Annotated in this window: 6 protein-coding genes and 1 riboswitch; of the genes, 2 read left to right on the top strand and 4 right to left on the bottom strand. The window is 43.4% G+C overall.

Annotated elements, in window-relative coordinates:
• Positions 1–418 precede the first annotated feature (418 nt).
• A complete protein-coding gene (locus tag AC2204_RS16960) occupies positions 419–877 on the top strand; it encodes an RNA recognition motif domain-containing protein (RefSeq protein ID WP_318926864.1) in 459 nt (152 codons plus the stop codon).
• Here AC2204_RS16960 and murI read toward each other — a convergent pair.
• The 3 genes from murI to btuB all read right to left on the bottom strand — a co-directional run bounded on the left by murI (position 846) and on the right by btuB (position 4,265).
• On the bottom strand, positions 846–1,637 hold the full coding sequence (murI, locus tag AC2204_RS16955; protein ID WP_318926863.1) for a glutamate racemase: 792 nt from the start codon (positions 1,635–1,637) through the stop codon (positions 846–848). The two genes, AC2204_RS16960 and murI, sit on opposite strands and share 32 nt — an antisense overlap.
• A gap of 87 nt (positions 1,638–1,724) precedes the next feature.
• Positions 1,725–2,384: a Dph6-related ATP pyrophosphatase gene (locus AC2204_RS16950; protein ID WP_318926858.1), complete on the bottom strand. Its 660-nt coding sequence runs from the start codon at positions 2,382–2,384 to the stop codon at positions 1,725–1,727.
• Positions 2,385–2,432: 48 nt separating this feature from the next.
• Entirely contained in the window at positions 2,433–4,265 is a 1,833-nt protein-coding gene (gene btuB, locus AC2204_RS16945; protein ID WP_318926857.1) for a TonB-dependent vitamin B12 receptor, read from the bottom strand.
• A gap of 37 nt (positions 4,266–4,302) precedes the next feature.
• Positions 4,303–4,529, bottom strand: a riboswitch (cobalamin riboswitch).
• Between the two features lie 148 nt (positions 4,530–4,677).
• Between btuB and trmA the strand changes: the two genes are divergently transcribed.
• Positions 4,678–5,784: a tRNA (uridine(54)-C5)-methyltransferase TrmA gene (gene trmA, locus AC2204_RS16940; protein ID WP_318926856.1), complete on the top strand. Its 1,107-nt coding sequence runs from the start codon at positions 4,678–4,680 to the stop codon at positions 5,782–5,784.
• A 93-nt stretch (positions 5,785–5,877) separates the two neighbouring features.
• Here the strand turns inward: trmA and AC2204_RS16935 are convergent, their stop codons facing one another.
• Positions 5,878–6,252: a YijD family membrane protein gene (locus tag AC2204_RS16935; protein WP_318926855.1), complete on the bottom strand. Its 375-nt coding sequence runs from the start codon at positions 6,250–6,252 to the stop codon at positions 5,878–5,880.
• Positions 6,253–6,261: the final 9 nt, after the last annotated feature.

Raw genomic sequence — 6,261 nt, 5'->3', positions numbered from 1 at the left:
GTTGAAGCATAAATTGACTGTGCCAATATCATTCCTCTGCAGGAATCATACTGTTCGGTCACTCAGTTCATTGATAAATCTTTCGACTTAACTTTTTCACGAGTGCCCACACAGATTGCATGGTCAAATTGTTAAAGAACATACTGACTAGGTTGCTGGCTAAGCGCCGTGCTCCGTGTCAGTGAGGCCGCATTATAGAGACTTAGATCACTCTGACAAGCGTTTTTTTTAAAAAATACTTCGCTTGATTATTATTTCATCTAATGTGAACTTATAGCTTGTAATTACAACATTAGAGGATCGTCACACTCACTAACTGGTAATTACAAGTCAATGAAAGTAATATCAATGTGACCTTGTTGTTAAAATGACCAATCACGCATTCTCTCTTACCCTTTATGACGATATAGTTTTAAATATGAAATTTTCCAATCAAACACTAATGACGGTAATCGCCATTGCTATTATCGGTACTCTAGTTTTTAACTTCGTATCTGTTCCACCAGCGGTAGCATTTGCTATTGGTGTAATCATTACAGGCCTGGCTATACATTTTATGCCAGATCAACAGTCATCATCTCAAGATTCAATAGATTCATCTCAGAGCAGCAAAACCATCTATGTAGGCAACCTGCCTTATCGTGCAAACGAAAATGATGTGAAAAACCTTTTTGCCGAACATGGTGAAGTGTTTGCTGTACGCTTGATGAAAGATAAGCGTACAGGTAAACGTCGGGGATTTGGCTTTGTTGTTATGAATAGTCAGGATGCAGATACTGCTATCCGCAATCTCAATAATAAAGAGTATGGTCAGCGAACTTTAAAAATTCGTGAAGCCAATGAACCTAAAAATTTGGAAGATGAAGAGATTGAATAATCCCTAACTGCATTTTCCTTAAACTGTAATTCAGTGCCGCGGCATCTTTTGTCGCGGCACTGTTGTATGTAAGGTTTTCAATCGTCCCACCTGTCTCAACACACTCACCTAGTAACAATTTAACTCGGTTGGCAATTGCCTTCCCTGAATCCACAATTTGTACCGCCGACTTAAAGGCCAATGCTATATCTTCTTTTATAAGGGGAAAGTGTGTGCAACCCAAAACGATACAGTCAACCTTACCTTGCCAGGGTTGTAAAATCTTACCGAGTTCATCTGACGACACGCTGATACCTCGTAGCTTTTCTTCTGCCATTTCAACTAATCGCGTTGAACCCATCATAAGAACCTCACAATCACAGGCAAATTGCTGAATAAGATCATGAGTATAAGCACGCTTAACGGTTGCAGGCGTAGCAAGTAAACCAATTACTTTCTTTTTACTGATTGCGGCAGCTGGTTTTATCGCGGGCACCACACCCACAACAGGTATGGATAATGATCCACGTAGCGAAGGTAGAACGATAGTGCTCGCAGTATTACAAGCAATCACGACTAAATCGATATTATGGCGGGCGACTAACAGGCAAACGATATGATGAGTACGTTGGATTAATACATCCTCAGCTAACTCACCATAAGGAAAAGCTTCATTATCAAAAGCATAGATATATTGAACCTGTGGTAGAAGAGCATGTACTTCCTGATAAACCGATAATCCACCAACACCAGAATCAAAAACAAGTACTCTTTTCACTATGCACCACAGACCAAAGTTATTATCAGGGCGCTTATCATACTGCGTTCTGCACCAGATAAAAAATATCCCCTGATAATGAAGTGATTATCAGAGTAACTGGTATCTCTGATAATGGAATCTTTCCTGCCTTTCGCAGTTCGTTATGCTAATAGCCAGCTCCGAATAGAAGCATGGTGCTTTCACCACCAGGGTATGAAATTCCCCCTTTTCTCCACAGGGATCAACGCCATCAGGTAAACTGGCAATAAATTCGGCCGTATACCACTTGCCACAGTAACAGCCATTAAGCTGACTGGTATCAACGGTTGTCACCAGCGTTTTGATCCCGCACTCAATGATCTCTTGCGCCAGCTCTTTGCTGTCTCGACCAAGCAATGGAAATACACATTGCCAGCCTGCGGGTTCAATATAACTACGACGGTAGTCGGCAATGCCATTACAGAACATATCGCCAAACGCGACGGCTTCCACCTCTAACCCGCTGGTTTTTAATCCTTCAACAACTAACGACTGGTAAACGTCATTGGCGGGAAATACCTCGGGTAGCGCAATAGTGATTAACGGTAATCCTGTTAACCGGGCTTGCTGCTTAACCATCTCAATCGGTGTAGCCTGGAATGGCACTTCATCTTCAAGATAAGTGGTATATAAACCAACCACTTCGTAGGCTGGGTCGTTGAGCAGCTTGATCAGGGTAAGTGTGGAGTCTTTGCCGGAAGACCAGCTTACGATGACTTTCTTTTTCATCAAGTTAACAACCTAAAAAACAAAAAACCGCCCGAAGGCGGTTGGATATTAGAACTGGTACATAATATTGAGATAATATGCACGTTCCGGTGATGGATAACCTAATGCCGTTTCATATTCTTCATCAAATAAGTTATCAATTCGAGCACTGATCGTTGTTGATGCATTTGCATAATAACTGACTGCAGTATCGACCAATGAATAAGACGGTAATGTCACACGTGTAGAAGGCCACGTGCTGTAATCTTCATCTGGACGCTTGCCGACATAAAGGTAGCTCACTGACCAGTCAACTTGATCAAAGCTAACTATGGCATTCCACTTGTACATTTCTTTTGCACGACGCTGCAGTTGTTGCCCATGACTATCTTCTGCATCTTTATAATCAGCGCTCACCTGGTGCTGTACGATACCAGTATCAAACTCAGCGACTAACTCGACACCTTGTATATGAGTTTCATCATCCACATTCTGGTATTTGTAGGTCATCGGATGGTAATCAATTAGATTAGTAATCTTGTAGTCATAGCCCGTTAGCGACCAATAAATATCTTTTACTACACCACTGAGACTAACCTCTATAGCATCAGATTCTTCTGGCTTAAGATCTTTCTCGCCATAAGTTGGATCATACTGCTGATATAGGTTTGGAGCTTTAAACGCGGTTCCATAAGAGGCTTTTACACCGAACTCAGGTACAAACTGATATCCCGCACCTAAGTTATAGGTGATCTCGCTGCCATACTCTTCATTCTCATCTAACCGAGCACTTGCCTCTATTATTGCAGAAGAAAACTGAGCCGTCGTTAGAGCATAAATAGCGGTGTTGTAACGTTCAAACGTATTATTTGCCTTTTTATCGACATATGATTCATCACGCCAATCAAGCCCACCAGCAATAGCAACCACATCGTTTAGTTGGTAACTGCTATTCCATTGCACATTACTTTGCTCAAGCTCATCTTGTGTTCCAGAATATTTTCCTTTTGACTGCTCATAGTTCCAAGCGTCTTGCTTCTGCAAACTTACTTGCAATTGACTCATGAAAGCTTCTTTTTGATATTTACCACCCAAAGAGAACGATAAATCATCCTTCTCGGATTCATAGTAACCACGAGAGATGTAGCTATTGTCATATTGGCTGACATTTTCATACCCTCGAACATTTCCAAACAGCGAAATGGCTTCATTGAGTTTATGGGTGTAACCGACAAGGCCATTCAACGTCTCAAAACCATGGCGATCGCCATCATTGAGGCCTGGTGACGGCTTCACATTATAGCCTTTATCACTCTCATGCCCGACAGCAATGTTTAACTGACCGTTGTCAGAAGTAGAAATGCCCGATGCGATGCTCAGTGCCTGATAATCTAAGCTTCCTAGCCCGGCACTTAATTTAGTGCCTACTTGATCCGCGCGAGCGACGGTAATGATATTGACTACACCGCCAATAGCCTCCGAGCCGTACAATGAAGCCCGAGCTCCTCGAACATACTCAATTCGCTCAACATATGTTAACGGGATTTGATTGAAATCTACGGCACCTTTTGCTGCGCGAGCAAAACGGACGCCATCGATTAACACAAGAACCTGATCTGAGCTCGTTCCACGAACGAACATTGAAGCAAGCTGTCCTCGACCACCATTTTGTGTAATTTGAATACCCGTGAGCCGACGTAGTACATCAGGAATTGTTTTAGCTTGAATTCGTTCAATGTCTTCACGGGTCACAACTTCAACATCCGCTAGCGTTGAGTGTATTGACTGCTCGAAACGGTTTGCCGTCACAACCATGACTTCATCAGGCGAAGTTTCTGCAGCAAAAGCATTGGATTGGAGGCACAGCGGGGCTAATGCCACTGCTAGAAGCGTTTTTTTCATTTTGGGGATACCTTAAGTCGCGTTTATTACTCAGCAATTATTGCTTGATACGCTGGCAGGTCTTCGGACTTAAGAGCATGGTTGAACAACCACCTACGACACAACTTCCCACTTCCGGTTGATTGCATTGCGCAACCCTAAGAAGCAGTGTTTGGAACATACGTCCGTGTGCTTTCGTTCTCTATTTACCGCTGCGCGTCAGTCACGGAATCTCACCGTGTTCCCTAGCTATTCATTTAGCAAACCAGCGCACCGCAAATGCTAGTTATCTATAGGCTTAATGTCTAGCTTTTGTTTGTGCAGGCTGAGCGATAATTGGCTCCGACTACACTTTTATCAGGAACAACACTGGACATCAGTCACCAATACAATAGAATCTGCGCTCTTATTTTGAGCAGTTTGAGGCACACTAATGGCATCCACCGCAATTAACACCGCTGATTATCAACAGCAACTGGATGAAAAAGCAGAGCGTATTCAAAACATCTTTGACGATTTTGAAACTCCCGAGCTTGAGGTGTTCGCCTCTCCTGCCGAACATTACCGTATGCGCGCAGAATTTCGAGTATGGCATGAAGGCGAAGATCTCTACTACGTCATGTTCAATCAGGACACACGCGAAAAATATCGTGTAGATCAGTTTCCTGCAGCAAGTCGTGTGATCAACGACTTAATGCCACTGCTTATTGAAGCACTGAAGCCAAGTCATACTCTGCGTCATAAACTATTCCAGGTGGATTTCCTCTCCACGCTTAGCGGTGAAATTCTGGTGTCGCTGCTTTATCACCGCCAGTTAGATGAAGCATGGGAAGCAGAAGCAAAAGCACTGAAGCTGCGCCTTAATGATGAAGGCTTTAATCTCAATGTCATTGGCCGCGCCCGTAAGATGAAAATTATCATCGATCGTGATTTTGTGATTGAGAAGCTGAATGTCTTTGATCAGAGCCTGACCTACAAGCAAGTCGAAAACAGCTTTACCCAGCCAAATGGCGAAGTTGCTCAGAAGATGCTCGAATGGGCGGTTGATTGCACTCAGGACAGTAAAGGTGATTTGCTGGAACTCTATTGTGGCAACGGTAACTTCTCTTTAGCACTGGCTAAGAATTTCGACCGTGTTCTGGCAACAGAGCTTGCCAAACCGTCGGTAGATTCGGCGCAGTACAATATCGCCGTGAATGATATTGATAATGTACAGATTATCCGAATGTCAGCAGAAGACTTTACCGATGCAATGGAAGGAAAACGTGAGTTTCGCCGCCTGAAAGATCAGAACGTCGATCTGCAAAGCTATAATTGCAATACTATCTTTGTTGATCCGCCACGATCTGGCATGGATGAAGGCACTTGTCGTATGGTACAGGGATATGAGCGCATCATGTATATCTCATGTAATCCTGATACATTAAAAGAAAATCTGGCGATTTTATCTCAGACTCACCGTATTACCCGCTTTGCGCTATTCGATCAGTTCCCATATACCCACCATATGGAAGCCGGTGTGTTTCTTGAACGTAAGTAATACCTGACACCGTTTGTCTTCAAGCTGACTTAGCCGTAAATCACGGCAACAAAAAAGGCGCCAAATGGCGCCTTTTATTTTAAAATCAAGACTCTATGATTCTTTTGGCTTGTCTGGAGTATTCATAATACCCATCTTATAAGCGACCCACACCAACAGCGCCAGCGCAATCATAAGGGGGAGGAAGTTTGACCCCATATCGGGCAGTTGCGCCCGTAGGAAGGCCGAATAAGCAAATCCACCAACCAGAAAACAGGCAAATGCAATTGCCGGTGTCCCTTCAGTCAGCGGCTTACGCAGGTACTCTTGATACAGGCAGTACACTGCCATGCCAAATGCGATAACCGGAAAGACTGAGAATGCAACATGGCTAGACGTAAATACGGCTAACGTTGCATTACCACATAAGCCCGCTAACAGAGAAAGAATTAATGTCTTGCGTTCCGATTTTACTTGTTCCTTGTCCATATCCTTCAC

It is taken from the genome of Photobacterium sp., assembly GCF_057456235.1.
The sequence above is the reverse complement of the archived record's forward strand: the minus strand, read 5'-3'. Positions and strand labels throughout refer to the sequence as shown.

Coding starts and splice junctions, on each gene's coding strand:
- AC2204_RS16960 (WP_318926864.1), top strand. CDS start 419: ATGAAATTTTCCAATCAAACACTAATGACGGTAATCGCCATTGCTATT.
- AC2204_RS16935 (WP_318926855.1), bottom strand. CDS start 6,252: ATGGACAAGGAACAAGTAAAATCGGAACGCAAGACATTAATTCTTTCT.
- trmA (WP_318926856.1), top strand. CDS start 4,678: ATGGCATCCACCGCAATTAACACCGCTGATTATCAACAGCAACTGGAT.
- AC2204_RS16950 (WP_318926858.1), bottom strand. CDS start 2,384: ATGAAAAAGAAAGTCATCGTAAGCTGGTCTTCCGGCAAAGACTCCACA.
- btuB (WP_318926857.1), bottom strand. CDS start 4,265: ATGAAAAAAACGCTTCTAGCAGTGGCATTAGCCCCGCTGTGCCTCCAA.